18 protein-coding genes are annotated in these 24,386 nt (G+C 65.7%); 9 read left to right on the top strand and 9 right to left on the bottom strand.

What is annotated here, in order from left to right; genetic code table 11:
* The first annotated feature begins 89 nt into the window (after positions 1–89).
* The 5 genes from EF294_RS04445 (at position 90) to EF294_RS04425 (ending at position 5,465) form a co-directional block, all read left to right on the top strand.
* Positions 90–578, top strand: coding sequence for a YflT domain-containing protein (locus EF294_RS04445; protein ID WP_123926038.1), 489 nt, complete (start codon positions 90–92; stop codon positions 576–578).
* Between the two features lie 262 nt (positions 579–840).
* Positions 841–2,259, top strand: a complete 1,419-nt coding sequence (locus tag EF294_RS04440; RefSeq protein ID WP_123926663.1) for an extracellular solute-binding protein — start codon at positions 841–843, stop codon at positions 2,257–2,259.
* Positions 2,256–3,407 carry a carbohydrate ABC transporter permease gene (locus tag EF294_RS04435; protein ID WP_123926036.1) on the top strand — a complete coding sequence of 384 codons (1,152 nt, stop codon included), beginning with the start codon at positions 2,256–2,258 and terminating at the stop codon, positions 3,405–3,407. Before EF294_RS04440 ends, EF294_RS04435 begins: the two co-directional genes overlap by 4 nt.
* A 5-nt stretch (positions 3,408–3,412) precedes the next feature.
* A complete protein-coding gene (locus EF294_RS04430; RefSeq protein ID WP_123926034.1) occupies positions 3,413–4,243 on the top strand; it encodes a carbohydrate ABC transporter permease in 831 nt (276 codons plus the stop codon).
* Positions 4,244–4,247: 4 nt separating this feature from the next.
* The gene (locus tag EF294_RS04425) at positions 4,248–5,465 is read left to right on the top strand and encodes an ABC transporter ATP-binding protein (RefSeq protein ID WP_123926032.1); all 1,218 of its coding nucleotides are present in this window, start codon (positions 4,248–4,250) and stop codon (positions 5,463–5,465) included.
* Positions 5,466–5,488: 23 nt separating this feature from the next.
* Here EF294_RS04425 and EF294_RS04420 read toward each other — a convergent pair whose 3' ends face one another.
* A complete protein-coding gene (locus tag EF294_RS04420; protein ID WP_123926030.1) occupies positions 5,489–6,346 on the bottom strand; it encodes a chromosome partitioning protein ParB in 858 nt (285 codons plus the stop codon).
* On the bottom strand, positions 6,336–7,022 hold the full coding sequence (locus EF294_RS04415) for a metallophosphoesterase family protein (protein ID WP_123926028.1): 687 nt from the start codon (positions 7,020–7,022) through the stop codon (positions 6,336–6,338). Before EF294_RS04415 ends, EF294_RS04420 begins: the two co-directional genes overlap by 11 nt.
* Before the next feature lie 747 nt (positions 7,023–7,769).
* Here EF294_RS04415 and EF294_RS04400 point away from each other — a divergent pair.
* Entirely contained in the window at positions 7,770–8,345 is a 576-nt protein-coding gene (locus EF294_RS04400) for a suppressor of fused domain protein (protein WP_185090945.1), read from the top strand.
* Between the two features lie 295 nt (positions 8,346–8,640).
* On the opposite strand, the gene EF294_RS04395 is transcribed toward EF294_RS04400, so the two are convergent.
* A complete protein-coding gene (locus EF294_RS04395) occupies positions 8,641–9,720 on the bottom strand; it encodes a magnesium and cobalt transport protein CorA (protein ID WP_185090955.1) in 1,080 nt (359 codons plus the stop codon).
* Between the two features lie 45 nt (positions 9,721–9,765).
* On the opposite strand from EF294_RS04395, the gene EF294_RS04390 reads away from it, so the two are divergent.
* Entirely contained in the window at positions 9,766–10,386 is a 621-nt protein-coding gene (locus tag EF294_RS04390; RefSeq protein ID WP_123926024.1) for a MarC family protein, read from the top strand.
* 34 nt (positions 10,387–10,420) lie between these two features.
* Positions 10,421–11,401, top strand: coding sequence for a glycine betaine ABC transporter substrate-binding protein (locus EF294_RS04385; RefSeq protein ID WP_123926654.1), 981 nt, complete (start codon positions 10,421–10,423; stop codon positions 11,399–11,401).
* 22 nt (positions 11,402–11,423) lie between these two features.
* Here EF294_RS04385 and EF294_RS04380 read toward each other — a convergent pair whose 3' ends face one another.
* Together EF294_RS04380 and EF294_RS04375 are read right to left on the bottom strand one after the other, a co-directional pair.
* A complete protein-coding gene (locus EF294_RS04380) occupies positions 11,424–12,254 on the bottom strand; it encodes an SDR family NAD(P)-dependent oxidoreductase (protein WP_123926022.1) in 831 nt (276 codons plus the stop codon).
* Between the two features lie 29 nt (positions 12,255–12,283).
* A complete protein-coding gene (locus EF294_RS04375) occupies positions 12,284–13,816 on the bottom strand; it encodes a flavin-containing monooxygenase (protein ID WP_123926020.1) in 1,533 nt (510 codons plus the stop codon).
* A gap of 67 nt (positions 13,817–13,883) precedes the next feature.
* On the opposite strand from EF294_RS04375, the gene EF294_RS04370 reads away from it, so the two are divergent.
* Positions 13,884–14,519 carry a TetR/AcrR family transcriptional regulator gene (locus EF294_RS04370; RefSeq protein WP_123926018.1) on the top strand — a complete coding sequence of 212 codons (636 nt, stop codon included), beginning with the start codon at positions 13,884–13,886 and terminating at the stop codon, positions 14,517–14,519.
* A gap of 97 nt (positions 14,520–14,616) precedes the next feature.
* On the opposite strand, the gene EF294_RS04365 is transcribed toward EF294_RS04370, so the two are convergent.
* The 4 genes from EF294_RS04365 to EF294_RS04350 all read right to left on the bottom strand — a co-directional run bounded on the left by EF294_RS04365 (position 14,617) and on the right by EF294_RS04350 (position 24,349).
* Positions 14,617–18,435: a multifunctional oxoglutarate decarboxylase/oxoglutarate dehydrogenase thiamine pyrophosphate-binding subunit/dihydrolipoyllysine-residue succinyltransferase subunit gene (locus tag EF294_RS04365; protein WP_246007700.1), complete on the bottom strand. Its 3,819-nt coding sequence runs from the start codon at positions 18,433–18,435 to the stop codon at positions 14,617–14,619.
* 234 nt (positions 18,436–18,669) lie between these two features.
* Positions 18,670–22,551 (bottom strand): ABC transporter ATP-binding protein, encoded by a 3,882-nt coding sequence (locus EF294_RS04360; protein WP_123926014.1) that lies wholly within the window; start codon positions 22,549–22,551, stop codon positions 18,670–18,672.
* Entirely contained in the window at positions 22,548–23,270 is a 723-nt protein-coding gene (locus EF294_RS04355; protein WP_123926012.1) for a hypothetical protein, read from the bottom strand. The genes EF294_RS04360 and EF294_RS04355 overlap by 4 nt, the downstream gene beginning before the upstream one ends.
* A complete protein-coding gene (locus EF294_RS04350) occupies positions 23,267–24,349 on the bottom strand; it encodes a glutathione S-transferase family protein (RefSeq protein WP_185090944.1) in 1,083 nt (360 codons plus the stop codon). The genes EF294_RS04355 and EF294_RS04350 overlap by 4 nt, the downstream gene beginning before the upstream one ends.
* Positions 24,350–24,386: the final 37 nt, after the last annotated feature.

Below are 24,386 nucleotides of genomic sequence, written 5' to 3'. Positions count from 1 at the left end.
GTATCGCACCTGGGGACGCAGGCATGCCGGCGGCGGGTCGAGGACCCGAGGCCGCACCGTGGACCCGACCGACCCGCAAGGAGTGAGAAATGACCAATCCCATGCAGCCGTCGCGGCAGACGCCGGGTCTGCCGACGCCACCCAAGGGCTGGCCGATCGGCTCGTATGCGACCTACGCCGAGGCCCAGCGTGCGGTGGACTATCTGTCCGACGAGCACTTCACTGTCGAGGACGTCACGATCGTCGGCGTCGACCTGATGCAGGTCGAGCGCGTCATCGGGCGGCTGACGTGGGGCAAGGTCATCGGTGGCGGCATTGTGTCGGGAGCGTGGCTGGGTCTATTCTTCGGCATTCTGGTCTCGATCGTCGTCTCCGGAAATGCGCTGGTGCCGATTCTCTTCGGTCTCGTCGGCGGTGTCGTCTTCGGTCTGATCTCGGCGACCATTCCCTATGCGGCGACGCGCGGTCAACGTGATTTCGCCTCGACCATGCAATTGGTGGCGGGACGTTACGACGTGCTGTGTGACCCGAAGAGCGCGGAGAAGGCGCGGAACATGCTGGCCCGACTGAACCCCTGAGACGGGTGTCGTCGAGCCCGGCCTGATCGGCTCGCCGGTGATCCACGTGATCAACACGGTCTCGAATTGGCACGGCCGCACCCATTGTGTTGCCCGTCACAGACCTGTCGGGATAGCGTAACCTCCGAGACGGCCATGACCGCGTCGCGCACAACGCGCGTCGGCGTCGTCATGTGCACGACATGGAGGAGGCCGCGTGCGGCGCAGGATGGGCGGTGCGAGTCGTGATCCCGGTGGCGGGTCGCGAAACCAGAAGTCGTCTTTGGGGATCCGCGGCAAGGTGGTCATTGCCGCGGCTGCGCTGGCCACGCTGGCACCGATCGTGACGGCCTGCGGTTCCGGGTACGAGGCAGGGGTGCTGAATTTGTATCCGCCTGCCGATGGCGCGGATTCGGTGAAGGTCCAGGCGGACAAGTGCTCCGAGGAGTCCGGGGGCGAATACCGGATCGTCACCACTGCGCTGCCGAAGGCCGCTGACGATCAGCGCCTGCAACTGGCGCGGCGTCTGTCGGGCAATGATCACAGCCTGGACCTGATGGGCATGGACGTGGTGTGGACGGCCGAGTTCGCCGACGCCGGTTGGCTTGTCCCGGTGCCCGACGATCTCGTCTCGCAGGTCACCGCGCGCACGCTCGGCGGACCGCTGGAGACAGCGCAGTGGAAGACACCCGGCGATGCTGCCCAGCGCCTCTACGCCATCCCGATCTGGACCAACACGCAGCTGCTCTGGTATCGCAAGGATGTTCTCGCCGATACGGTCCGCCAGCCCGCCGCGACCAACTGGGAGCGGATGCTCGAGCAGGCCCAGGCCAGTCTCGACAAGGGCGGTCCCGGCCAGATCATGGTGCAGGGCAAGCAATATGAAGGTTTGATGGTGTGGTTCAACTCCGTGTTGGCCAGTGCCGGTGGCCAGATCGTCGATCCCGACAACCCCAGCAAGGTGACGCTGAACGACACCCCGGCGCACCGTGCCGCGACGGTCAAAGCCCTGCAGATCCTCAAGGCGGTGGCCACCGCGAAGGGCCACGATCCGTCGCTGACCAACGGTGACGAGACCAGCTCGCGCCTCGGCATGGAGAACGGATCGGCTCTCTACGAGGTGAATTGGCCCTTCGTGCTCGCCTCGATGCGAGAGAACGCGTCGGCGGGCAGTGTCCCGTATCTGACGGATCTGCGGAAGTACGAGAGTCTGTTCGCCGACCCGAATAACTCGCCCACCGACGCGCAGTTGGCGCCGGTGACCAAGGCCGTGCGCCAGAAGTTCGACTTCCGGCCGTATCCGGGGGTGGGTGTTCTCCCTGCCAAAACCACCCTGGGTGGACTGAACATCGCCGTCGCCAGCACCTCGCAGCAGAAGGATCTCGCGTTCAAGGCGGCCATGTGCCTGACGGGCCCCGCCGCGCAGAAGTACTACAGCCTCAATGCGGGTACACCGCCGGTGATCTCGTCGCTCTACTCTGATCCGGAGTTCCGTGCGGCCTATCCCATGGCGGATGACATCAAGCTGCAACTCGAACCCGACCACGCAGCTGTGCGCCCGAAATCTCCGCAGTACCAGGCTATTTCGACGTTGGTCCAGGCCAAGCTGTCGCCGGTCGGGGCATGGGACCCGCAGAATTTGGTCGATCAGCTCGCCGATGCGGTTCAGAAGGCGATCAACGGGGAGGGCATCATCCCATGACCAACGACGACAACGAGGTCTCACGACGCGGCAGGCACGCATTGCCGGAGAACGAGCAGTCCACCAGCCCTGCCGAATCGGGTCTCGACGTGACCGCTCCGCACACCTTCGGGCCCACCGTGCATTCCCCGGTGTGGGAGGCGCCCGGGGAATCGTCGGCGGCACAGCAGGTGCCGACGACCGATGCCGCGGCCTCCCCGGCCGGTACCGCAGCGGCCACTGCGGTGCTCGATCGGCCGGCGCCGCCCAAGGCCGCGGTCCCCAAGCGCAGTGAGGGCAACAAGGCCGAGCGGCGGCTGGCGTTCTGGTTGGTGTTGCCCGCGGTGGTGATGATGGCGGCGGTGACGGGATATCCGATCATCTATGCGGTGTGGTTGTCGCTGAACAAGGCAAGCTTGTCGGCGCCGGGTAAGCGTGAGTTCGTATGGTTCGCCAACTACGGAACCGTCCTCTCCGACGGCTATTGGTGGACGGCGTTCGGGGTGACCCTGGGGATCACGGTGGTATCGGTGGTCATCGAGTTTGTGTTGGGCCTGGCGATAGCTCTGGTCATGCATCGAACGTTGTTCGCGCGGGGCACGATTCGGACGGTCGTGCTCGTTCCCTACGGAATCGTGACCGTTGCAGCGGCATTTTCGTGGTACTACGCGTGGACACCGGGCACCGGCTACCTGGCGAACTTGTTGCCGGACGGAAGTGCACCGCTGACCCACCAGTGGCCGTCCCTGGCGGTCATCGTGCTGGCCGAGGTGTGGAAAACGACACCGTTCATGGCGCTGTTGCTGTTGGCCGGGCTGGCGTTGGTGCCCGACGATCTCCTGAAGGCTGCGCAGGTCGATGGTGCCGGTGCCTGGACGAGACTGTGGCGGATCATCCTGCCGTTGATGAAACCCGCGATTTTGGTGGCGTTGCTATTCCGCACCTTGGATGCGTTCCGGGTCTTCGACAACATCTATGTGCTGACGAAGGGCTCGAACAAGACCTATTCGGTGTCGATGCTGGGCTACGACAACCTATTCAAGGGTTTCAATCTTGGTGTGGGGTCGGCGATCTCGATCCTGATCTTCGTGTGTGTGGCGGTCATTGCGTTCATCTTCATCAAGGGCTTCGGTGCTGCGGCGCCGGGCTCTGACAACGAGGGGAGGTAGGCGCGGTGAAGACCGGAGCCAAACCCAAGGTCTGGTGGGCAATCGCGAACCTGCTGGTGATCCTGTATGCAATCATCCCCTTGTTGTGGATCCTGAGTTTGTCATTCAAACCCGCATCGAGTGTCACCGACGGCAGCTTCATTCCCAAGGAGTGGACGTGGGACAACTACTCGTCGATCTTTTCCACGAGTGCGTTCACCTCAGCGCTGATCAACTCGATCGGGATCGGGTTGATCACCACGGTGATCGCGGTGGTACTGGGCACGATGGCCGCCTATGCGGTGGCCCGCTTGGATTTTCCGGGTAAACGTCTGTTGATCGGGGCGGCGTTGTTGATTGCGATGTTCCCCCAGATCTCGTTGGTCACCCCGTTGTTCACCATCGAACGCACGGTGGGGTTGTTCGACACATGGCCGGGCTTGATCTTGCCGTATATCACCTTCGCGTTGCCGTTGGCGATTTACACCCTCTCGGCGTTCTTCCGGGAGATCCCGTGGGAGTTGGAGAAGGCCGCGAAGATGGATGGCGCGACCCCGTTCCAGGCGTTTCGGAAGGTGATTGCGCCGCTGGCCGCACCCGGGGTGGTGACCGCGGCGATCCTGGTGTTCATCTTCGCGTGGAACGATCTGCTCCTCGCGTTGTCATTGACCTCGACGGAGCGGGCGATCACCGCGCCGGTTGCTATCGCGAACTTCACCGGCAGTTCCCAGTTCGAGGAACCCACCGGATCGATCGCCGCGGCGGCGGTCGTGATCACCATTCCGATCATCATCTTCGTGTTGTTCTTCCAACGTCGAATCGTGGCCGGGTTGACCTCCGGCGCGGTGAAGGGATAAACCCATGGCAGACATCGTTTTGGACCGCGTCAGCAAAACCTATCCCGACGGCTCGACCGCGGTGCACGAGGTGAATATCGATATCGCCGACGGCGAGTTCATCATCCTCGTCGGCCCGTCCGGCTGCGGGAAGTCGACCACCCTGAACATGATCGCCGGGCTCGAGGACATCACCACCGGGGAGCTACGAATCGCGGGGGAACGCGTCAACGAACGCGCCCCCAAAGACCGCGACATCGCGATGGTGTTCCAGTCCTATGCCCTGTATCCGCACATGTCGGTGCGGGAGAACATCGCGTTTCCACTGACCCTGGCGAAACTGTCGAAAGCCGAGGTTGCCGCGAAGGTCGACGAAGCCGCCCGCATCCTCGACCTGGGCCCCTACCTGGATCGGAAACCGGCGAATCTGTCCGGTGGGCAACGCCAGCGCGTAGCAATGGGCCGGGCGATCGTGCGCTCCCCCAAAGCGTTCCTGATGGATGAACCGCTCTCGAACCTGGATGCAAAACTGCGGGTGCAGATGCGCGCAGAGATCTCCCGGCTGCAACAACGGTTGGGAACCACCACCGTCTACGTCACCCACGACCAAACCGAAGCCATGACCCTCGGTGATCGGGTCGTGGTCATGCGCTCCGGCTACGTCCAGCAGATCGGTTCCCCCCAACAGCTCTACACCAACCCCGCCAACATCTTCGTCGCCGGATTCATCGGCTCACCGGCCATGAACTTCCTGCCCGGACGACTCGGCATCGACGGCATCTCGACCCCGATCGGTGTGATCCCGCTCCACGACCAACAACAGGTCACCGAAGTAGCCGGCCGGGTCAACAGCACCGGTGAGGTCGTCGTCGGTATCCGCCCTGAACACCTCGAAGACGCCCACCTCGTCGACGCCGACACCCGCTCGCGGGGAATGACGTTCACCGCCGGGATCGACGTCCTCGAATCCATGGGATCAGACAAGTACGCCTATTTCCGCATCGATTCCCAAGGCTCGGCCAATGACGCACTCGCCGAACTGTCCGCCGACTCCGGCGCCACCCTCGGCGGCGGCGACATGATCGCCCGACTCTCCCCCGAATCACAGATTCGTCGCGGTACCGCCGCCGAACTCCACTTCGACCCCACCAAGGTCGCCGTCTTCGACCAACAGTCCGGCACGAGCTTGCGTGGTGCACCGGCGAATTCGGTTGCCGGCGGGCCGGTCCTGTCGAAAGGGTGAGTGGGGCGGTCGGTGGCGGGTGCTTACCGCCGCCGACGCCGTGGCTGTTCGCGGAGTTCGTCGATGATCTCGTCGTCCCAGATGTGCTTGCGCACCAGGCGATAGCGCTCGCATGCGAGCCACAGGTAGAGCTCGGCGTCGCTGTCCAGCTCGGACCGGACATCGGCGCGTCGGGCCATACGGATGACCGGCAGGAATTCCTCACCGAACCACCGCCGTGCCACCTCGGTACGGCCGAGGAATTCGCCCACCTCCTGGCTGAGACGGAATCCCCACGCCTCCACCGCCTCTGCGAGTTCGGCGTAGTCGAAGGGGTCGGCGAACCGGATGGTGTCGGCCTGTGTACCCGATAGCGGCACCCGTGACAGGAACAGGCGGCGGTGGTCCTTGAGAAGGAGGTCTCCGGGCACATTGATGCCCTCGGGGGAGATGCGGGTGTGGATCTCGGTGACGTAGGCCTCGATGGTGTCGAGGTGACGGGCGATGGCAATCGAGATGCGGTGGTGTCCGTCGATGACGAAATGCATCCCACCGATCCGGTACAGCCGTACCGGGGGCATCGATTCACCACGCCGCTGCGCGGCTGCGAGTCGCTGCCAACGGCTGCGGATCCGGGCCGACGTCGGGCGGAAGTAGCGGTCGAAATCCTTGGTGCGGTCCACGCTTCCGACGATCGAGGTCACCTCGACCGTCTGTAGTCCCAGGTAGCTCTCGCCGGCGCGGCCCAATGCGGCGACCACCTCGTCGAAGGGGAGGATCGCATTGACGTCGGCGGGCTGTCGGGTGAACCATTGTGTCAGCCGGGCGAGTTCGGCTTGTCGGCGCATCCGCTGGAAGTCGTTCTCGGCGTCGGCCTCCGGGAACCCGGTGTCACGAGCCATATCGGCGCCTGACGATCCTGACATCGCCGGTGTCGGTGTCGAAATCGAACTGGCAGTAGCCGACGACGTTCATCGACACGGTGCCGGTCCCGATGATCAGGTCACGAGGACGTGCGCCGTAGGGATGAATGTGCCCGTGCACCAAGATATTCGGTTGGAGTCGGTCGACCAGTGGATGAAAACACGAGAACCCGCGGTGTGGCTGGTCCTCGGCGTCACCGACGCCGCGTGCCGGCGAATGGGTGAGCAGGATATGTGGGCGGTTGACACGCACACCATCTCGGGCGCGCAACACCCATGACCGGAACCGCTGCTGCGCCTCGCTGTACTGGTTGGCGCCGGAGTTGTAGCGAATACTGCCCCCGAGGCCGCTGATCCGGACGCCGGCTGCCGTCACCGTCCGACCGTCGGCGTTGACCGCACACTCCGGGCCGGGATAGATGGTGGGCAATCCCGCACGGGTCCAGCCGGCACGCGAGGGCCGGTAGCCGCGCAGATCGCCGTCATGGTTGCCCGGTACGAATACACATGGCGCATCGCACAGGCTCGACAGCACGTCGAGATACTTGTACGGGAGATCACCCGCGCCCAGGATGAGGTCGGGCTTGGTCTCGATACCCACCCCGAAGGTGAGTGACTCCACCACCTCGTCGGCGACCGCCAGGATGTTCACCACATGCACACCGTAATCGACCGTCGTCCCGGTGCGGAACGTCCGGATCGGACGAGGAGTCGATGCGTCAGGCGGTCTGTTCGGTGATCACCTCGAATCCGAGGTGGTCGGGTTGCGCGAGGCAGACCGGCTGACGGGTGTGCCGGCCACGGAGTTCTACCTCGCCGTGCGGTCCACAGTGGGTCACACCGCGCGTGATCCGGCCGATCGGGGGCGTCGAGGCAGCCCGCGGCCTGGGCCGGCGCCGCGAGAAACATCAGACCCTCGTCACAGGATTGGCCGATGTTGTTCAATGCCGTTGCCGCGTGGCCGAATCGGTGCTCGTCGAGGTATCGAACCCGAGGTTGTACAGAGATCGCGCGAGGCCACACGGAGTCGTTGCCGACCACGCACCAGCGTCGGATTCCTCGGTTCTTGCGCAGCCACCGGATCGCGAACCGGGCGGTCGGGGATGCACCCGGCCGCGTTGCGGGAAAATGCATGCTGACCTGCACGGATTCGGTCCCTGAGGCGATCGCCCGTCCCGACTTGCGCGGAGGTGGCGACCTGGAGGGTGTGGGCACCTGCGCTCGGTGCGGCGGTGAGAACCGCGATGCGGCTGCCCGACGCGACGCGCTCAAACGCCGAGACGCCCGCAGTGGTCTCGTCCGTCCCCACCGAAGCACGCAGACGGACGCCGGTAGGCGCCAATCCGCAGTAGCGTCGACTCCCACGGCCCTGACGGCGCCGCTGCGACTACCGTCGGGAGTCGTGAGCGACTTGACCAGCGATACCGTCAACCGATTCCTCGTCGACTCGTTTGGCGGGGCGCCGCAGCGTGCGTCGGTGACCTTTCTCGGTGTAGAGCCGATCGACGTGGCCCGCTCCGTGGTCGGCTCCGAGGTCGTCTACGTGACGATCGGTTGTTCGCGGCATCCGATGACCGACCCGTCCGATCTGAATCCGGACCCGGTGCGCGGGCCGCGGGCCGAACTGGTTGTGCGTATGCGCACCGGTGCTGCGCTGCCCGGTCTGCACCGCCGGCTGGCGACACTGGCCGCGGCCCCGGCCGTCGAGGGTGTGGTGCTGGCCGCCGACGCGCTCCTCGATCTCGGCGAACCACTCTGGGACGGTGCACCTTTCACTGCGGTGATGATCACCGACGATGATCTCGGGACGCTGGGGTTGCCGGCCCCGATGGACCCGGTGCGTTTCCTGCGGGCGATCCCGATCACCGCGAACGAGGCGGCATGGTTGCGCCTCAAGGGTGTTGACGCGCTGCGTGAGGCGTGGACCGAGGCCGATATCGACCTCGCTGATCCGGGGCGGTCACCGGCCACGATCTGAGGAGGCCCGGTACTCGCGGGTGTTGTGGATGGGTGACTTCGTACTCCTCGCAGTCGTGGTTGCGCTCACCACCTGTCGCAGATGGGTTCGCCATTCTCGGGCCTGCGAAAAATGGTTCCGTTGACCCGGCTGCCGTGCTCACGCTGACATTCCTTCCGTCCAAGCGGGCACGCTGTCTGGAGACGACACCAGGCCCACGAAGTATGAGTTCTGGGACTGGTGATACACCGGGTGTCTGCCAAGGCCGGCGATCAGCCTGGATGCATGGGGCCGCAGGCTGGGAGTCGTGTCACGTTCACAGCCAATGATTACGCCGCAACGCCCCCCACAGCGCGCCGCAGACCACTACCAGGAACAGGCAGACCACACCGAAGCCCTGCTTATCGTGCATACCCGGCAGGATGTCGAAGTTCATGCCGTAGAGACCCGCGACCATCGTCGGGATGGCGCCGATCGCCACCCACGCTGATATCTTGCGCATATCACTGTTCTGCTGGATGCCCACCTTCGCCGCGGCGGCGTCGAGAAGCGAGGACAAGACCTCGTCGTACTCCACGACGCGGTCCACGACGGTGGTGAGGTGATCGGCGACGTCGCGCAGATAGCGTCGAACCTCCTTGGGTACCAAGGGATTATTCGAGGTCAGCCGCGACAGCGGATTGGTCAGCGGGGTCACCGCACGGCGAAGTTCGAGCACCTCGCGTTTGAGCAGATAGACCGGTTCGATATCGAGCCAGCGCTTCTTGTTCCCGAATACCGAACTCTCGATGGCGAGGAGGTCGGTCTCCATCCTCTCGCTGACCGCGAGGTAGCTGTCGACGACGAGGTCGGCGATGGCGTGCATGACCGCGGTCGGGCCCAGGGCCAGGCGTTCGGGGCGGGCCTCCATGCGCCGACGCAATCCCGACAGGTGGGTGTGGTCGCCGTGGCGCACGGTGATGACGAAATCGGGGCCGGTGAAGATCATGATCTCGCCGGTCTCGACGACTTCACTGGCCAGCTCGATCGATTCGTGTTCGACGTACTTCACCGTGCGCAGCACGAGGAACTGAGTGTTGTCGTAGATCTCGAGTTTGGGACGCTGATGGGCGTGCACCGCGTCCTCGACGACGAGCTCGTGCAACCCGAAGACCTCCGCGACACCGGTCATCTGCTCGTCGTCGGGTGAATGCAGACCGAGCCAGACGAAACCCTCGCCCGTACTGCGCACCTGCTCAAGGGCCTCGGAATAGCCGATCCGTCCCGGCTGCCGATGTCCGTCGATATAGACCGCGCAGTCCACGATCGCCCGCGCGATGGGTACCGGGATCTTGGGCAGCGGCCGTCGCTCGCGACGGCCGGTGGTGAATCCGAGGCCGGGGCGCAGGTGGGGCATCGATGGCACGCCTGGGATGCTACGCGCCGCCCGTAAGATCGGCGCGTGTCCTTCGACGTCACGGTCTACACGACGACCCTGATTACCCTTGTGGTCATCATGGACCCGCCCGGGCAGATCCCACTGTTCCTGTCACTGGTCGGTCCCCGGACGCCGGAGTACCGGCGCCGGGCAGCCTGGCAGGCTCCGTTGGTGAGTCTGCTGGTGATCAGCATCTTCGCCATCGGTGGCAAGGCGATCCTGAACTACCTACACATCGGCATCCCCGCACTCCAGGGCGCTGGCGGTCTACTCCTGCTGCTGGTGGCGCTCCAGTTGCTGACGGGGCTTGGCAGTGCCGGGTCGCCGCAGGCATCCGAGGACGTCAACGTCGCGCTGGTGCCGCTGGGCACACCGCTGCTCGCCGGACCGGGTGCGATCGCAGCGGTCATCGTGGGAGTCAGCGCGGTCTCCGGTGACGCGGGTGGCTACCTCGCCATCGCGGCCGCCATCATCAGCGTGCACATCATCGTCGCGATCGTGCTGCGGTACTCGACGGTGCTCATCGGCATCCTCGGCGTAGGTGGCATCACGTTGCTGGCCAAGATCGCGGGTCTGCTCTTGGCGGCCATCGCCGTACAACTCATCGCCGACTCGGTGGCCGGGTTCATCGCCGTCGGCGGGTGACCGGCGCGCTACGGTGAGTGCCGTGCGACAACGAGTGCGCCGCGGCGCGGCCCCGGCGATCCTGTCAGCCGTACTGGTGGTGGTCGCGGTGCTTGCCGGATGCGGCATCGGCGGCGGAGACGATGCGGGCCCAGACGAGAACAGGCCGTTGGTGATGGGCGCCTCGGGAACCCCGGAGTCGCTGGTGATGGCACAGATCTATGCGGGCGCGTTACGCACCGCGGGTGCGCAGGTCTCGGTCGACCCGAGAATCGGCGGCGACACCGCGCAACTCGACGCGATGCAGCGTGGCGACGTCGAACTCTTCCCAGCGTTCACCGGTCGATTGCTGAGCGAACTCGCGCCCTCGCTGGCCCAGGCGCCGGTCTCGCCGGCGCCGTCCACGCAGCCGGCAGCCGAGGGTGCAGCCGCTGGTGATCCCGACTCCGACATCCTGTATGTCGATCTGAATCATTCTCTGCCGCAGGGGGTTTCGGTCGGTGACGCGACACCGGTGAGTGCCACCCCGCAGTTGTTCGTCGCGACCTCGCTGGCGACGACGGCCGGGGTGAACAACCTCTCGGGTTGCGCGAGGCTGCCCGCCGACCTGCCGGTGGTCACCACCGGCGAGCCCGATCCGACGACTCTGCAGTCGTTCGCCGACGCGGGATGCCGGATGGGGCCGGTGCAACAGGTTGCCGACGTACACACCGTGCTCGAGCGGGCGGCCACCGGCGCCGCGCTCGGATTGCTCACGCCGCTGCAGATCGGTGGCGACTCGGCCTCCGGGCCGACCGGCCTCGTCGAGGCGCTCCCAGCCCCGGCCGACTCGGCGGGCCGTGGCGTCGGACCGCAGTCCGAGACACTCGTGCCGGTGTATCGGACTGCGGCGCTGACCCGAGATCAGGTGAAGGCCGTGAATCGGGTGGCCGGCGAGATCACCACCGCCGACCTCGCGACACTCGCCGGCAAAGTCCGCGCCGGCGCGAATCCGTCGGATCTGGCCGCTGATTGGCTCAACGAGCACCAGATCTGACGAGCACCAGATCTGAGCGTGCCTACTTGGCTCGCGTCAGCGCCAGTGCAGCGCCCTTGGCCATGACCCACTGATACTTCGAGGCGACCAGGCGCACCCACAGGTCGAGGAACTTGGCATCAGTGCCGACCAGGATGCGCGTCTTGTTCTTGCGGACACCGTTGATGATGACGTCAGCAGCATCCTCGGAGGTCATGCGCGCGAGGTAGCGGTCGAAGAAGTTCGCCGTCGCGGTGGCGTCATGATCGCCGGAAACGGTGGCGTTACGGGCGATCGCGGTCTTGATGCCACCCGGGTGTACACACGACACCTTGACCGGGTACTTGGCGATGATCATCTCCTGATTGAGCGCTTCGGTGAAACCCCGGACGGCGAACTTTGCAGCGTTGTAGGCCGCCTGACCGGGCTCGGAGAGAAGGCCGAACAGTGACGAGGTGTTCACGATGTGACCGTCGCCGGAGGCGATGATATGTGGCAGGAAAGCCTTGGTGCCGTTGACGACTCCCCAGAAGTCGACATCGACGACGCGCTCGATGTCCTTGAACTCGGTCCGTTCGATCTCGCCGTGGTGAGCGATTCCGGCATTGTTGAAGATGACATTGACCCGGCCGTAATGGGCGACGACGGTCTCGGCATAGTCGAGGACGGCCTCGCGCTCGGCGACGTTGAGGATCTGCGTGTGTACCTCGCCGCCGGCCTCGGTGATCAGTCGCTCGGTGACTGCGAGTCCGTCCGGATTCACGTCCGAGATAGCCAGCTTCGCTCCCAGACGGGATAGCTTGACAGCGAGGTCGCGGCCCATACCCGAGCCCGCGCCGGTGACGACGATGACTTTGTCGCGAAAATCCTTCATGAGTGCCTTCTTTCGTGAGGTGGGAGTGTTCAGGCGCCGACGCCGGCGGCAGGAGCAGAGGTGAGTTGTGTGGTCACGCGGCTCGCGGCGTGGCTGATGTCATAGGCGGCCACGTCGAACTTTCTTGTCTCGCGCCGGAAGTCGAAGGTGAATCCCGGCCACAACGTGGTGATGTTGCCGTGTACGTCTTTGTACCAGGAGGCGCAGCCGCCGTTGACCCAGACGCTGTTGCGGAGTTTGTGGGCGATGCGGGCGTTGTAGCGGCGCTGTGCGGCCTCGGTCACCTCCACGCGAGTCGCCCCGCGGGCGCGCGTGGTGGCGATGTAGTCGACCAGATAGTTCAGCTGGGACTCGATCATGTACACCATCGAGGTGTGGCCCAGACCGGTCGACGGACCGATCATCAGCATCATGTTCGGGAAACCGTGGACGAATGAGCCCTTGTAACCTTGCATTCCGATCTCGTCCCATACATTCGCCAGGCTGCGTCCACCGACGCCGACGATATGGGAGAAGACCGGGGAGTCGGTGACGTGGAAGCCGGTGGCGACCACCAGGATGTCGATGTCATGGGTCGTGCCGTCGGCGGTGACGATGCCGGTCTCGGTGACCCGCGTGATCGGATCGGTGACCAGATCCACGTTCGCGCGGTCGAGGGCGGGGTACCAGGTGTTGGATCGCAGAATTCGCTTGCAGCCGATCTGGAAGTCGGGGGTGACGGCCTTGCGCAGTTGCCGGTCGCGGATTCCGCGGAAGATGTTGCCGCGGGCCAGCATCTCGACCGGCTTGAGTGCCGCCGGTGAGTAGGTCATGCCGAAGGCGATGAACTCGTTGAAGGTGTAGATACCGGCCCGTGAGGCGGTTTGAACGGCCGGGAGGTGTGTGAAGGCCCAGTGTTCGACCGGGGTGTAGGGACGCTCAGTGCGGGGGACGATCCACGGCGCGGTGCGCTGATAGACGTCGAGATGTCCGGCGACCTTGGCCAATTCGGGCACGATCTGGATTGCCGAGGCGCCGGTGCCGATCACCGCGACGCGTTTGCCGCCGAAGTCCACCGAGTCGTCCCAGCGGGCCGAGTGCATGATGGTGCCGCCGAACGAGTCGATGCCCTCGATGTCGGGAAGGTTCGGCTCGCACAGCGGGCCGAGGGCGCCGATGAGATGACGTGCGCGATAGGTATTCTCGGCGCCGTCGGTGACCGTCGAGACAATCCAGTGGGCAGTGTCCTCATCCCAGCGGGCTTGCGTGACCTCGGTGCCGAACCGCGCCTTAGCGCGTACGCCGTGCTCGTCGGCGACGGCGTTGATGTAGCGGTGGATTTCCGGCTGATGGGAGTAGGAGCGCGACCACTCGGGATTCGGTGCGAACGAGTACGAATACAGGTTCGACGCAACGTCGCAGGCGGCACCGGGGTAGGTGTTGTCGCGCCAGGTTCCTCCGAAGTCGCCGCCGCGGTCGAGGATGACGTAATCGTCGATGCCGCGCTGCGCGAGCTTGATGGCAGCGCCGAGGCCGGAGAACCCGGCCCCGACGATAGCGATCTCTACATCATGCATTGTCATGGAGACCGAGCTTAGCTGGCTATTGAACGAACGTCAATAGCTATTGAACAAGAATCAATAAGCTACGATGTATCTCGTGAGCACGTCGAAGACCCGCGCATCGAGCCGTCGGACCCGGATGAGTCCGCAGGCGCGCCGCGACCAGTTGATCGCCCTCGGTCTGGAGATGGTCGGCAACCGACCGCTCGAGCAGGTGTCGATCGATGCCATCGCCGAGGTGGCCGGGGTGTCGCGCGCCCTGTTGTTTCACTATTTCGAATCCAAACAGGACTTTCACGTCGCGATCGCACGCGCCCAGGCGCAGGAGATGCTCGACTGCACTGAACCCGATCACTCGCTCGGGGACCCGCTGCTGGTCCTCGGTGCGTCGATGGCGGCGTACGTCGACTACGTAACGGAGAATCGCAGCGCGTATATGGCCCTGATCCGCGGATCTGCCAGCGCAGACCCCGCGATGCGAGAGGTCTTCGACCACACCCGCTCAGTGATGGCCGGGCGGGTTCTCGAGCACGCGCCCGCCCTAGGGATCGAGCCGACCCCGGTGGTCCAGATGACCGCGCACGGCTGGATCGCCTTTGTCGAACAGACCACGATCTCGTGGCTTACCGACCCGGTGATCACCCGCGAGGAGCTGTTGTCGGTGATCACCGAGGCCTTGCCGGCCCTGGCCACGGTTGTCGGCGCGGCGGTGCCCGCGGGGTGAGGTACGGCCCGCGGGCGTCCGGTCCGAGGTGGCCCCATAAAGCGAGCCGCGTTCTCCCACAAGGGATTCCGCGGCTCGCTTAGGTTGAGGGATCAGTTCATGCGAAGGCTCCGTCGATGATCTCGGCCTGCTCGACGGCGTGGACCTTGCTCGACCCGGACGACGGCGCCGACATCGGACGTCGGGATAGCCGGCGCAGACCCTTGAGCGGGTCCGGCAGCAACTCGGGTAGCCACAGACCCAGGAATGGCCACGGTCCCTGGTTGGCCGGCTCCTCCTGCACCCAAGCGAAGTCCTCGGCGTGTGGGTAGCGCTCGAGGGTGGCGCGCAGCCGGCGATGCGGCACCGGGTAGAGCTGCTCGACGCGAACGATCGCGATGTCGTCCCGCTCGTCCTTCTCGCGGCGCGCGGCGAGCTCGTAATACAGCTTGCCGCTGACCAGCAGTACGCGCTTGACCTTGTCGCGGTCGGCCTCGGAACCCTTGGCGGCGAAGTGCGGGTCGTCGATCACCGAGCGGAACTTGTCCTCGGTGAAGTCCTCGACCGGCGACACCGCAGCCTTGTTACGCAGCATCGACTTCGGGGTGAAGACGATCAGCGGTCGGCTGATGCCGTCGAGGACATGACGACGCAGCAGGTGGAAGTAGCTCGCCGGTGTCGACGGCAACGCCACGGTCATCGATCCCTCGGCGCACAGCTGCAGGAACCGCTCGATACGACCTGAGGTGTGGTCGGGCCCCTGGCCCTCATGGCCGTGGGGGAGTAGCAGCACCACATCCGAGCGCTGGCCCCACTTGGCCTCGCCGGAGCTGATGAACTCGTCAATGATCGACTGCGCGCCATTGACGAAGTCGCCGAACTGCGCCTCCCACAGGACCAGTGCGTCCGGATTACCCACCGAGTAGCCGTACTCGAAGCCGACGACCGCGAACTCCGACAACGGCGAGTCGTAGACCATGAAGCGGCCGAGCGACTCGCCGTCGCGCGGTGTGAGATGGTTCAGCGGGGTGTACTCCGACCCGTTCTCCCGGTCGATCAGCACCGAGTGACGTTGGGTGAAGGTACCGCGACGCGAGTCCTGGCCGGACAGGCGCACCGTACGGCCCTCGATGACCAGCGATCCGAAGGCGAGCAGCTCCGCGAATGCCCAGTCGATGCCACCCTCGGTGGACATCTCGTGACGACGCTTGAGTACCGGCTTGACACGCGGATGCGGATGGAAACCCTCGGGCACGTTGAAGAACGCTTCACCGATCTCGGCGAGCACCGACTTGTCGACGGCCGTCACCAACTTCTGCGGCAACGGCTGATCGGCCTCGACCGACTCCGACGGTTCGGGACGGAACTTCTCGAGCTCCTTGACCTCGTTGAACACCCGCTCCAGCTGACCCTGGTAGTCGCGTAGGGCGTCCTCGGCCTCTTTGGTGGAGATGTCACCACGACCGATGAGGGCCTCTGTGTAGGACTTGCGGACCCCGCGCTTGGTGTCGATCACGTCGTACATTGCCGGCTGGGTCATCGACGGGTCGTCGCCCTCGTTGTGGCCGCGGCGGCGGAAACAGACCAGGTCGATCACCACGTCCTTGTGGTAGGTCTCGCGATAGTCCACGGCCAGTTTGGCAGCCCAGACGCAGGCCTCTGGGTCGTCGCCGTTGACGTGGAAGATCGGCGCACCGATCATCTTCGCGACGTCGGTGCAGTACTCCGAGGACCGTGAGTGCTCGGGCGCGGTGGTGAACCCCACTTGATTGTTGACCACGATGTGCACGGTGCCGCCGGTGCGGTAGCCGGGCAGCATCGCCAGGTTCAGCGTCTCGGGCACGACGCCCTGACCGGCGAACGCTGCGTCGCCGTGCAACATCAGCGGAAGGATAGAGAACTGCTGGTCCTCGTCGAGCTGATCCTGCTTTGCGCGGACGAGACCCTCGAGTACCGGGTCAACCGCCTCGAGATGGCTCGGGTTGGCCGTCAGCGAGACCTTGATCTCGTTGTCGCCGAACATCTGGTAGTACTTGCCCTCGGCGCCGAGGTGGTACTTCACATCGCCCGAGCCGTGCGCCTGCGACGGATTGAGATTGCCCTCGAACTCGGTGAAGACCTTGGAGTAGGGCTTGCCGACGATGTTGGCCAGCACGTTGAGCCGACCTCGGTGCGGCATGCCGATGACGACCTCACCGAGGCCGTGCTCGGCGCTCTGGTCGATCACTGCGTCCATCATCGGGATGACCGACTCCGCGCCCTCGAGCGAGAAGCGCTTCTGCCCAACGTACTTGGTCTGCAGGAACGTCTCGAAGGCTTCGGCCGCGTTGAGCTTGGACAGGATGTACTTCTGCTCGGCCACCGGGGGCTTGACGTGCTTGATCTCGACCCGCTCCTGAAGCCAGCGCTGCTGATCGGGTTCGAGAATGTGGGTGTACTCGACACCGACATGGCGGCAGTAGGCGTCGCGCAGGATCGAGAGCACATCGCGCAACTTCATCTTCTGCTGTCCGTGGAACCCGCCGACGTTGAACGTGCGGTCGAGGTCCCACAGCGTCAGACCGTAGGTGAGGATATCGAGGTCGGGATGACTGGAGCGCGCATCGCTGTCCATCATCAACGGGTCGATGTCGGCCATCAGATGGCCGCGGTTGCGATATGCCGCGATCAGCTCAAGCACGCGGGTGTTCTTGTCGACCGCGCCCGCAGGGATGTCCCGACGCCACCGGATGGGCTCGTAGGGGATGTGGAAGGCGGTGAAGATCTCGTCGTAGAACGCGTCGTCGAGGAGCAACTCGTGGATGCGGCGCAGGAAATCGCCGGACTCCGCGCCCTGGATGATTCGGTGATCGTAGGTGGAGGTCAGCGTCATCAGCTTGCCGACGCCAAGCTCGGCGATCTGTTCGTCGCTGGCGCCCTGGAACTCCGCCGGATACTCCATCGCGCCGGCGCCGATGATCGCGCCCTGGCCCTTCATCAGCCGCGGCACCGAGTGCACAGTGCCGATGGTGCCGGGGTTGGTGAGCGAAACCGTCACGCCCGCAAAGTCTTCGGCACCGAGCTTGCCGTCGCGGGCACGCCGAACGATGTCTTGGTAGCCGGTGTAGAACTCGGCGAATCCCATCGTCTCGCACTCCTTGATGGCGGCGACCACCAGAGTGCGGTTGCCGTCCCTGCCGACGAGGTCGATGGCCAGGCCCAGGTTGGTGTGGGCAGGGGTGACGACGTTCGGCTTGCCGTCAACCTCCGCGAAATGCCGGTTCATGTTCGGGAACGACTTGATCGCCTGCACGATCGCGTAGCCGAGAATGTGGGTGAAGCTGATCTTGCCGCCGCGAGTGCGGGCGAGGTGGTTGTTGATGACGATGCGGTTGTCGATCATCATCTTCGCCGGAACGGCGCGAACACTGGTGGCCGTGGGGATCTGCAGCGACGCCGCCATGTTCTTGGCGATGGCGGCGGCCGGTCCGCGCAACACCGTGGTCTCGTCCTTGGTGGCCGCGGGCGCCGACGACGCGGGCTCCTTGGCGGTGCGATCCTTCTGCGACTGCGACGACCCGTCGCGGCTGGCGACGCTACGACCCGAGGCGGCCTTGGTCGCCGATGCCTCACGGGCGGGGGTCTTGCGGGTACTCGTCGTCGCACGCGGCTCAGGCCCCTGGTCGAGGGTTACGCCCTGCTTGCGCTGTGGGGCGGGCGGGGAGTCGGTCGACGGGGCTGGGCTGGTCGTGGCAGTGCTGGGCTGGGTGGGGCTGGGCTGGGCTGGGGCGGACGCCGAGCCGTTGCCGCCGGCGCCGTTCGCGGATGCGGCGTGCGCACCCGCCCGGTTCGACGACCCGCTTGCGCCGGTGTCGCCACCGTTCGGTGTGTAGTTCTTCAGAAGGTCATGCCAACTCGGGTCCACCGAGTTCGGATCCTTCTGGTACTGCTGGTACATTTCCTCGACCAGCCATTCGTTCTGTCCGAAGTCGGTTTCGGATGTCGAACTGCTCACAGCGGTTTCTCGCCTCAATTCCCTGAAGGTGTCGGGTCGCCACGTCACGACGCACGTCTCTTGTGAAGATCATCGTGAACCACCTGCCGATGGTACGCGCCCACCACTCTGTGGACGTCGTGAGTTCCACCTCACCGAGGGCGCACGTCGTCGGGCCGCCACCGGGTGCCGGTGAACTCATCCGATGAGCTCGTCGACAGGTTCGGTACCGTCGGCGTCTGGGTCGACACCGGCATCCCAGAACGCGCGGTACCTACCGCCCAACGTGAGCAGATCGTTGTGTGTTCCCATCTCCACGATCCGGCCGCCGTCGACGACCGCGATCACATCGGCGCGCGCAGCGGTCGCGAGGCGATGCGCGACGATCACCGACGTCCGGCTACGGGTCACCGCGTCGCCGGCGGCGAGCACCATTGCCTCGGTCGCCTGGTCGAGGGTGGCCGTCGCCTCGTCGAGCAGGAGTAGGTCGGGTTCGACGAGCTCGGCCCGCGCGAGCGCGATGAGTTGGCGCTGCCCGGACGACAATCCGGCGCCGCGCTCGCCGATCGGGTGCAGCATGCCGCCCGGCAGCCCGGCGATCATGGTGCTCGCACCGACTGCCGCGGCGGCCGCGGCGATCTGTTCGTGGTCGGCGTCGGGTCGCCCGTAAGCGATGTTGTCGGCGACGGTGCCGGTGAACAGGTGCGGTTCTTGCGGCACGATGCCGATGTGGCGGCGATAGCCGCGCAATGTGAACCGGCGGATGTCGGTGCCGTCCATCCGCACCACGCCGTCGGTGGGGTCGTAGAACCGGGCGAGGAGTTTGACGATTGTGGACTTGCCTGCGCCGGTACGGCCCACCAATGCCAGTGAGGTGCCGGCGGGGATGTGCAGATCGATGCCGCCGAGTGCGTCGACGCTCGCCCCCGAATACCGGAACGCGACGTCGTCGAGGCGTGTGTCACCGGTGAACCGTGCGCCCTCGGGATCGATGGCATCGTCGCGTTCGGCGACGGTCGTCTCGGTACGCAGGAGGTCGGCGATGCGCCGTAGGCCGACGACCGCCTGCTGATAACCGTCGAACACCTGTGAAAGTTGTTGTACGGGACCGAACAACAGCGACAGGTAGAGGATGAAGGCGACCAGGGTGCCCGCCGACAACGCGCCAGTCGTGATCTGGTGTGCGCCCACCGCGATCGTCGTCGCGGTCGCCAGGTCGCTGCACAACGTGATGAACGGGAAGTAGACCGAGATCGCACGCTGCGAGGTCATTCGCGCGCGGACCCAGTCCAACGTCACACCGGTGAAGCGCCGGGTCGCCGGGGCCGTGTTGCGATAGGCCTGGGTGGTCTTGATGCCAGCGATGTTCTCCTGGAAGTCGGCATTGACCGCACTGACCAGTTCCCGGGAGCGCGTGTAGGCGCGCGAGGCGATCCGGCGGAAGACCACCGTCGCCACAATCAGCACCGGCAGCACCGGCAGGATCAGGGCGCCGAGTTCGAGGTCGGTGAACAGCATCGCCACGGTCACCCCGACCAGTGTCAACACCGCCACGATCGCCGTGGATAGGCCGGTCTGCAGGAACGTCGAGAGAGCGTCGACGTCGGTCGTCATCCGCGTCATGATGCGCCCGGACAACTCGCGCTCGTAGTAGTCGAGGCCGAGTCGCTGCAGGTGCGCGTAGCTGCGCACACGCAAGCCGAACAGCACTCGTTCACCCGCGCGGGTCGAGTACAGCGTCATACCCGCGGCGGCGAACCAGCCGAGGACGACGGTGCCCACGCCGATGCCGGTCGCGATGAGCAGGGTGCGTTCGTCGGTGTGGGTGGCCGCGTCGATGACGGTGCGCGCCAACGACGGGAATACCAGCCCGGTGAGGGTGTCCACGCCGATCGCCACGATGGCCAGCGCCAGGAGCCAGCGCACCGGCGCCAGGATCTGCCACAGGGAGAAATGCGGATTCTCCACCCGTATCGCGTCGACGTCGACCCGCGGCTCCTCGTCGGCGGGACGCAATCGTGCGACGGACGCGAGCAGCTCCGGGGTGGCAGGCATGGCACCCAATGCGCCGGTGATCCCCGCGCCCCGGCCGCCACGCCCCCCGGTTCCGCCGGCCGGCGGGGCGCTCGCGGCGCGGGTGGTCCAATCCCCTTCCGGCGCAGGCGCATCGGCGGGCCACAGGTTCCCGGTGTGCGGCGGCGTCGGCGTGAGTGGTGCGGCGGCGTCGTCGGCGACGGACTGGATCGGCGACATCAGCGCACGGAAACGCGGGCTGCGCTCTTCGAGTTCGGCGACGGTGCCCACGTCGACGATCCGGCCCTCGTCGAGAACGGCGACACGGTCGGCGAGCATGAGGGTTGACCGCCGGTGCGCGAGCACCAGCATGGTGGGCCGGTCGGTAAACCGGTCACGCAGACGATGCAGGATGCGTGACTCGGTGGAGGCGTCGACCGCTGAGGTCGCATCGTCGAGGACGAGCAACCGGGGGGCGGTGTGGAGAGCGCGTGCCAGGGCCACCCGCTGGCGTTGACCGCCGGACAGGGTGAGGCCGCGCTCGCCGACGACGGTGTCGAATCCGTGGGGTAGCGCGGTGATGAAGTCGAGGGCGTCGGCGTCCCGGGCGGCGGCGAGCACGCGCGGCGCCACCGGTCCGGAGCCGGGAGTGAGGGACGGCTCGGGACGATCGCCGAGGGTGATGTTGGTGGCAATGGTGTCCGAGTACAGGAAAGGCTCGTCGAAGACGACGCCCACCGCCGAGTGCAGGGCATCGGCGGAGAGTTCGGAGAGTGGATGACGCGTCGAGGAATCCGGTCCGGACAGCAGCGCGATGCTCCCGCGGTCGGGGCGTCGATGGCGGCTGACGAGATCGGCGAGGGTTGTCTTTCCCGATCCGGGCGGACCGACGACAGCAACGCATTCGCCCGGCGCGATCTGGAGATCGATACCGTCGAGGACGGTGCGGTCGTCGTGGCCGAACACCACACCGGAGAACTCCAGTCCCAGCGGGCCGTCGGGCAGGCCGGCGGTGTTCGCGTCGTCGGGGTCGGTGGGTGCGTCGATGACGTCGTAGACCCGTTCCACCGCCGCGCGGGCGAGTTGACCGCTGACCACCATGTTGGTCAGCAGTCGCGCGAGGGTGGTCATGGTCGTGACGTAGGTGGCGAACGCGAGGAAGGTACCCGCGGTGATTGACCCGTTGAGGGTGAGGTAGCCGCCGACGCCGATGACCGCGACCAGGCCGAGTTGGGGGATCGCTGACATGGTCGGGGTGAAGTACGCATTAATCGCGCCCGCACGCAACCGCTTGGCGAAGAGATCGCGTCCGAGTCCGACGAGTTCGTCGACCGCGCGTGTTTCCTGCCCGAATCCCTTGACGACGCGAACACCGGTGACCGTCTCCTCGACGTGTTGCGCCACATCGGCGGCGGCCTGCTGCGCCGACCAGGTGGCCGCGAACAACCGTCTGCGGGTGCCGAGCACGACCACGGCGATCATCGGCAGAATCGCCAGCGAGATCATGGTGAGCAACGGCGACAGATAGAGCATGATGCCCAGCGCGATCACCACCTGGACCGCGGCGCCGGCAGAGAGTGGCACCATCGAGAGCAGTCCCTGCACGATCTGCAGATCCGAGATCGACCGCGACACGACCTGGCCGGTGCGGATCTCGGTCTGGGTCGCACCGTCGAGATGAAGCAAGGTGCGGAAGAGCTTGAGCCGCAACGCATTCTGCACCGAAATCGATAGCCGTCCCGCGGTTAGTCGGCGACCGAACTGACAGAAATATCGCACGATCGCAAGGCCGATCATCACGATCACGATCGTCGGGATGGTCCACCAACCGGGGATACCGGTGGCGCGGTCGAGGGCTGTGCGCGCGAGCAGCGGTGCGACGAGGTCGACTCCGACCGCTACCAGGGTGACCGTCAACGTCACCATCACGAGCCTGCGGTACCGCAGGCATTCGACCGTCAGGCGGCGCACCCAGCCCAGTCCACTGTGGTCCGGCGAGTCGGCCTCGGGAACATCCGGCCCGGGGGCGGGTGGATCGACCTGGGTCCAGCGGGTCGTGGCGGTCACCGGTTGCCGTGGGGCAACCAGCGATCGGAGACAACGGTGCCGTCGAGCGTCCAGTGCTGTGGCGGGGGACCGAAGGCCTCGCGGGCATTGGCGATCACCCGCTTGCCCAGGACCCGGTTGCCCGCTCCGCCGATGACCGCCCCGATACCCGCGGGGAGGAGGCGACCGATTACCAACGGAGCGCGTTTCAGTGCGTACTTCTTGGCGATCCGGTTCATCAGGTTCTTGTTGAGTTTCGCGAAGGCGCCACTCGGGGTCGAGGCTTGCCCGAGTCGACGTAGGGCGCCACCCTTCGTCCCGACGACGCGGCCGAGGACGCTCACGCCCTCCTCGCCGAGGGCGACGGTCAGGACCAGCGTCTTGCGACGCTCGCTCTCATGCACTCCGATGCCATGCACCTCGGCGATCGCGAGTGCCAGCAGCGCCGACGCCTCGAGGAACAGCGCTGTCTCGCCGGTCATCGCGCCCAGTGCGGTGACCGTGCCGACGCCGGGGACCGCGGCAGTCGCGCCGACCGCCGATCCGGACCCGGTGACCGCGGTGAGATAGCGCTTTTCCAGGCGGGTGATGATCTGGGCGGGGGAGTCGTCGGGGTGCTTCTCTCGAAGCGCCCGAACATATTTGGCGACCGCGGGTGCCTGCAGGCGCTGCGCCTTGTCGAGTATGTTGCCGGTGAACTCCACCGACCGCCCGGACGTGGGGGTCGCCTTCTCGCTCATGACGTCGGCACCCAGTGCTCGGCGGGGACGACCTCGGCGGGCCGCGGGGGTGGTGGCGGGGTGCCGTCGCCGAACGGGGTACCACCGAGCTCCTCGCGGTGGTGCGGGGTCAGCCAATTGCGCAGGTCTGGGCCCTGCGGAACGATCCCGGTGGGATTGATGTCGCGGTGGACGATGTAGTAGTGCTGCTTGATCTGGGTGAAATCGGTGGTGTCACCGAAGCCCGGGGTCTGGAAGAGATCGCGGGCGTAGGCCCACAGGACGGGCATCTCGTCGAGTGTGGTGCGGTTGCACTTGAAGTGGCCGTGATAGACGGCGTCGAATCGTGCCAAGGTGGTGAACAGTCGTACATCGGCCTCGGTGATGGTGTCGCCCACCAGGTATCGCTGTGTCGCGAGACGTTCGGAGAGTTCGTCGAGCTTGGTGAACAGCCGCGCGTAGGCCTTGTCATAAGAGTCTTGGCTACCGGCGAAACCGCACCGGTAGACGCCGTTGTTGACCTCGGTATAGACCCCCTTGTTGACGGCATCGATCTCGTCACGCAGATGCTCGGGATAGAGCTGCGGTGCGCCGTCGCGGTGGTGATCGGTCCACTCGAGTGCGAAGTCGATGGTGATCTGCGGGAAGTCGTTGGTGACCACCTCGCCGGTCGGGATGTCCACAATCGCGGGCACGGTGATGCCCTTGGGATAGCCGGGGAATCGTTGGTCGTAGGCGTCCTTCAGGCGGGGGATGCCGAGCACCGGATCGACACCGCCGGGGTCGAGGTCGAAGGTCCACGAGTCGGCGTCGTGGGTGGGTCCGCACAGGCCGAGGGAGATGGCGTCCTCTAGGCCGAGGAGCCGGCGCACGATCAGCGTGCGGTTCGCCCACGGGCACGCGCGGGCGGCGATGAGTCGGTAGCGGCCGGCCTCGACGGGGTAGCCGTCCCGGCCGTCGCGGGTGATGCGGGTCTCGATGTATTTCGTGTCGCGGACGAACTCCTGGCCGCCGGTGACGTACGAGCCCTGTGCTCCGGACGTTCCCTGTGGTCCGGTTGCTGCTGAGCCCGCCGCGGCGGTGGTGGTGTCGGTGTCCATGACGACCACAGTAATCAGCGTCCACGACATTGGCATC

This window comes from Gordonia oryzae (genome assembly GCF_003797185.1).
In the GTDB taxonomy this organism is placed as follows: domain Bacteria; phylum Actinomycetota; class Actinomycetes; order Mycobacteriales; family Mycobacteriaceae; genus Gordonia; species Gordonia oryzae.
This window is presented reverse-complemented; position numbering and strand designations above follow the sequence as displayed.

Coding starts and splice junctions, on each gene's coding strand:
- EF294_RS04355 (WP_123926012.1), bottom strand. CDS start 23,270: ATGAGCGAGAAGGCGACCCCCACGTCCGGGCGGTCGGTGGAGTTCACC.
- EF294_RS04375 (WP_123926020.1), bottom strand. CDS start 13,816: ATGACAATGCATGATGTAGAGATCGCTATCGTCGGGGCCGGGTTCTCC.
- EF294_RS04350 (WP_185090944.1), bottom strand. CDS start 24,349: ATGGACACCGACACCACCACCGCCGCGGCGGGCTCAGCAGCAACCGGA.
- EF294_RS04395 (WP_185090955.1), bottom strand. CDS start 9,720: ATGCCCCACCTGCGCCCCGGCCTCGGATTCACCACCGGCCGTCGCGAG.
- EF294_RS04425 (WP_123926032.1), top strand. CDS start 4,248: ATGGCAGACATCGTTTTGGACCGCGTCAGCAAAACCTATCCCGACGGC.
- EF294_RS04420 (WP_123926030.1), bottom strand. CDS start 6,346: ATGGCTCGTGACACCGGGTTCCCGGAGGCCGACGCCGAGAACGACTTC.
- EF294_RS04365 (WP_246007700.1), bottom strand. CDS start 18,435: ATGTACCAGCAGTACCAGAAGGATCCGAACTCGGTGGACCCGAGTTGG.
- EF294_RS04380 (WP_123926022.1), bottom strand. CDS start 12,254: ATGAAGGATTTTCGCGACAAAGTCATCGTCGTCACCGGCGCGGGCTCG.
- EF294_RS04445 (WP_123926038.1), top strand. CDS start 90: ATGACCAATCCCATGCAGCCGTCGCGGCAGACGCCGGGTCTGCCGACG.
- EF294_RS04370 (WP_123926018.1), top strand. CDS start 13,884: ATGTATCTCGTGAGCACGTCGAAGACCCGCGCATCGAGCCGTCGGACC.
- EF294_RS04435 (WP_123926036.1), top strand. CDS start 2,256: ATGACCAACGACGACAACGAGGTCTCACGACGCGGCAGGCACGCATTG.